The organism is Pseudomonas sp. P5_B2, from assembly GCF_056400445.1.
In genome coordinates, this window is record NZ_JBFULH010000364.1 from 1 (window position 1) to 4,127 (window position 4,127).

At 56.3% G+C, this 4,127-nt stretch carries 6 protein-coding genes; 3 read left to right on the forward strand and 3 right to left on the reverse strand.

Features of this window, described 5'->3' with window-relative positions; genetic code table 11:
- On the reverse strand, nucleotides 1-270 hold a 270-nt coding region (locus AC1DRJ_RS20450; RefSeq protein ID WP_477803742.1), incomplete at its 3' end, for a response regulator.
- A 155-nt stretch (nucleotides 271-425) separates the two neighbouring features.
- Here AC1DRJ_RS20450 and copI point away from each other — a divergent pair.
- The gene (gene copI / locus AC1DRJ_RS20455) at nucleotides 426-950 is read left to right on the forward strand and encodes a copper-resistant cuproprotein CopI (RefSeq protein ID WP_477803743.1); all 525 of its coding nucleotides are present in this window, start codon (nucleotides 426-428) and stop codon (nucleotides 948-950) included.
- Between the two features lie 61 nt (nucleotides 951-1,011).
- Nucleotides 1,012-1,842, forward strand: a complete 831-nt coding sequence (gene queF / locus AC1DRJ_RS20460; protein WP_477803744.1) for an NADPH-dependent 7-cyano-7-deazaguanine reductase QueF — start codon at nucleotides 1,012-1,014, stop codon at nucleotides 1,840-1,842.
- Between the two features lie 188 nt (nucleotides 1,843-2,030).
- Here the strand turns inward: queF and AC1DRJ_RS20465 are convergent, their stop codons facing one another.
- Together AC1DRJ_RS20465 and AC1DRJ_RS20470 are read right to left on the reverse strand one after the other, a co-directional pair.
- Entirely contained in the window at nucleotides 2,031-2,294 is a 264-nt protein-coding gene (locus tag AC1DRJ_RS20465; protein ID WP_033048880.1) for a DUF4404 family protein, read from the reverse strand.
- 109 nt (nucleotides 2,295-2,403) lie between these two features.
- Nucleotides 2,404-3,024: an HAD family phosphatase gene (locus AC1DRJ_RS20470; protein ID WP_477803745.1), complete on the reverse strand. Its 621-nt coding sequence runs from the start codon at nucleotides 3,022-3,024 to the stop codon at nucleotides 2,404-2,406.
- A 200-nt stretch (nucleotides 3,025-3,224) separates the two neighbouring features.
- On the opposite strand from AC1DRJ_RS20470, the gene AC1DRJ_RS20475 reads away from it, so the two are divergent.
- Complete coding sequence (locus AC1DRJ_RS20475) at nucleotides 3,225-3,914, forward strand: MlaA family lipoprotein (protein WP_477803746.1); 690 nt, start codon at nucleotides 3,225-3,227, stop codon at nucleotides 3,912-3,914.
- Nucleotides 3,915-4,127 lie beyond the last annotated feature (213 nt).

Consider the following 4,127-nt stretch of genomic DNA (forward strand, 5'->3'; position numbering starts at 1 on the left):
GCCATGAACCCGGTCTTCCACGGCGTCTCGGGCGGTCAGAAAAAGTACCGGCGTGTCGAGACCGGCGCCGCGCACCGCTTGCAGAATCTGCCAGCCATCGCGGCCGGGCAACATTACGTCGAGAATCAACAACGCGTAGTCACCGCTCAGCGCCAGTTGTTGCCCGGTGCTGCCGTCGGCTACCAGTTCGGCGTTGAAACCGGCCTCAGTCAGGCCCTGACGCAGGTAGTGGCCAGTTTTCGGTTGGTCTTCGACGATCAGCAGTTTCATGGGCGACTCTGGGCAAATGGAACGAACGCTTTATACCGTGGGCAGCGCTGATAACGGTCAACCTGACAAAGTTGTAATCTGGCTGTCAGGTTGCGGGCAGTGGCAGCAGTTTAGAGTTTTCCGCAGGCTGAACCTTATCTTGTTGGAGTACGACGATGTTTTTGCGCAAATCTTTGTCGCTGGTGGCGTGTTTGTTGGCGTTGAGTTCGCCGGTGTGGGCTGCTCCGGCGCATACCTACGACTTCGGCCAACCCGCTACGACGGCTGAGGCGACTCGCAGTGTTGAAGTGGTGATGGGCGATATGTCGTTCACCCCCACGGCCATCGAGATCAAGGCCGGTGAGACGGTTCGCTTTGTGCTGGTGAATAAAGGCCAGTTGTTACACGAATTCAACCTGGGGGACGCGGCGATGCATGCCAAGCATCAGCAGGAAATGTTGCAGATGCAGCAGAGCGGCATGCTGACGCCTACAGGTATGAAGGAAATGGACCACGGTTCGATGGCGGGCATGGATCATGGATCGATGAAACACAATGATCCGAATAGCGTCCTCGTCGAGCCGGGCAAAACAGCAGAACTGACCTGGACCTTCTCCAAGGCCACCAGCCTGGAGTTTGCCTGCAACATTCCTGGTCATTATCAGGCTGGCATGGTCGGCAAGTTGACTGTCAGTCAGTAAGCACTCAATGGCGGGCGCAAAGGCTGGTAGAATCCGCTGATTCTTCAGTCAGGTTTCCGCCATGCATCCCGCAGCCGAACACTCGCCGCTGGGCAAATCCAGCGAATACATCGCCACTTATACGCCGTCCTTGCTGTTCCCGATTCCGCGCACTGCAAAATGGGCCGAGCTGGGCCTGACGGCTGAAACCCTGCCATACAAGGGCGTGGATTTCTGGAACTGCTTCGAGCTGTCGTGGCTGTTGCCGTCGGGCAAGCCCGTGGTGGCGATTGGCGAGTTCAGCATCCCGGCGGATTCGCCGAACATCATCGAATCGAAGTCGTTCAAGCTGTACCTGAACTCGCTGAACCAGACGCCATTTGCCGACACCGCCAGCCTTGAAGTGACGCTGGCGAAAGACCTGTCGGCCGCCGCCGGGAAACCGGTTGGCGTGCGTATTCGCAGTCTAAAAGACGTTGAAGCCGAAGGTGTCGTGGCGTTGCCGGGCGTATGCATCGATGAACTGGACATCAGCGTCAGCAACTACGAGCATCCGCGTCCGGAACTGCTGCGTTGCGATGAGTCGCGCATTGTCGAAGAGAGCGTGCACAGCCATTTGCTCAAGTCCAATTGCCCGGTGACCAGTCAGCCGGACTGGGGGAGTGTGGCGGTGGAATACCGTGGCGCGGCGCTGGATCACGCGAGTTTGTTGGAATACATCGTGAGTTTCCGTCAACACTCGGACTTTCATGAACAGTGCGTGGAGCGGATTTTCCTCGACTTGCAGCGGTTGTTGAAACCGGAGAAATTGACGGTGTATGCGCGTTATGTGCGCCGTGGCGGATTGGATATCAACCCGTATCGCAGCACCGAGACGGTTCAACTGCCGAACCACCGCCTGGTCCGTCAGTGAAGATCTAATGTGGGAGCGGCGGTGTGACGATTCGACTTGCTCGCGAATGCGGTGAATCATTCAACATTGGCGTCGACTGACACGCCGTCTTCGCGAGCAAGCCCGCTCCCACAAGGGGATTGCATTGCAAATCCCGAATATGAAAAAGCCCCGCTAGTGATAGCGGGGCTTTTTTGCATCTGACGGGTTCAGATTCCGATGTTGCCCAGGGTTTGTGCAATGTTGCGCAAGGTGCCGGCTATGACGGGGTGATCGAGTTCAAAGCGTTCGACGGCCAGGTTGACGCCGTCCGCCAGGCTGGAATCCTTGGTTTTGGTTTCCAGTTCAATTTCCAGCTCGATCTGTTGCATCAGCGCGTGCAGATCCTCGCGCTCGGCTTCGGTAAGCGGGGGATTCTGTTCCAATTGCTCGCGCAGAGTATCGAGTTGTTTTTGCAGTTCGCGGGCAGGCATGGCGTTCTTCCTTTTATCGATAGGCACTGGCATAGACCGCAGCCTCGCGCCAAAGGTCTATGGCTGACCTTTAGATTAATCCACTTGCGCACAACCTGCATGATCTCGGTCAGGGCTTTTCACCCTTGAGCCTGCGCAGACTGATATCGGCCAGGCAGGTGTCGAGTTCACCCAGGTGATCAATCACAGAATGCACGCCCAAACCGAATAACTGCATCGTCGCCTTGCCGCGCAGGTGCTCGCGTTCCTTTTGATTCAATGCATGCCATTCGCTGGGCGCGAGGCCGCAGAGCGAGCCGCAAGATGCCAGACCAATCGTCCACAACCCGGCATTCAAGCCCGATYGCAGCAATCGAGGTTCGCCGCTGACCAGCACACAGCCATCCAGGCGCTCGACATTCAACGCCATCAGTGCTTGCCAGCAAGCATTCGGTGCGGGCCATGGATTGATTGTTGCGGGGTGTTGCGAAGGGCTGATCCCGGAAGGCAGCGTGGCGGCCAGAGATTGGCTGAGGGCGGGGGGTAATTCATCGAGCCAGGCACAGGGGATTTGCTGGCGCTGCAAACTGCGCAGGCTGTCCAATGCGCCAGGAGTAGCCTCGGAGTGCTCGGCAGAATAAACCCCGTGTTGCCGTGTCCGGGCGCCGAAATCTACCAGGCAACCGCTGAGGCCGAATAAGACGGCAGTCAAACTGGGTGCTGCAATGGGCAAGGTTTCAGCGTTTCGCATATTGACGTCCCTGAAATAGGGACAAGGTTATGCGGCGTCAGTGACAGTTGAGTGACATTGATGTGAAGCGCTCGCAATCAGCACGACTCATCTGCAGGCGAATGTACGCGATGCTGCTAAACCGGCTTTTCCGTCTTATACTGATCAGCTTAACGCCCGGGCCAAGTGCCCGTGCAAGTAATAGTCCAGGGGGTTTTTCTATGCGCTTGAGCAAACATTTCGCTCAGCTTTGTGTGTGTGCCAGCGTGTTGCTGGTTCCGTTTGTGGCTCAGGCTGCTTCGGAAGACGACCCTTGGGAAAGCGTTAACCGTCCGATCTTCAAATTCAACGATGTGATCGACACTTATGCCCTAAAGCCAGTTGCTCAGGGCTATCAGTTCATAACACCGCAGTTTCTGGAAGACGGCATTCATAACATGTTCCGCAATGTGGGTGATGTCACCAACCTGGTGAACGATATTCTGCAGGTCAAACCGGTCGCCGCGGGCACCGACACTGCGCGCATCATATTCAACACCACGTTCGGCCTGCTGGGCTTTTTCGACGTCGGCACCAAAATGGGTTTGCATCGCAACGACGAAGACTTCGGTCAAACCCTCGGCTATTGGGGTGTCGGTAGCGGTCCTTACGTGATGCTGCCATTGTTGGGCCCAAGCACTGTGCGTGATGCGCCTTCCAAGCTCGTCGACAGCTATTCCGGCCCGTACCGTTACATCGACGACGTGTCGGTGCGTAATACGGTCTTCGGTCTGAATATCGTCGACACGCGTGCCAGTTTGCTGTCGAGCGAGAAGCTGATCACCGGTGACAAGTACACCTTTATCCGTAATGCGTACTTGCAGAACCGCGAATTCAAAGTCAAAGACGGTCAGGTCGAAGACGATTTTTAATCTCGATCGGTAATGCGAAGAAGGCGACCATATGGCCGCCTTCTTTTGTTTGGATCCGGCTTTTTCCTCTACAAGAGTGTAAGCCCGAGTTTCTGACCATCACGGTCCAAAGGCGTCATCCACACCGCCTCATGTCGACTCGCATGCGGATGAAGTCGCGCTTTTGGCCGTACTCCCGACACGATTTTACTCGTGGGCTCGATCCTTCCATTG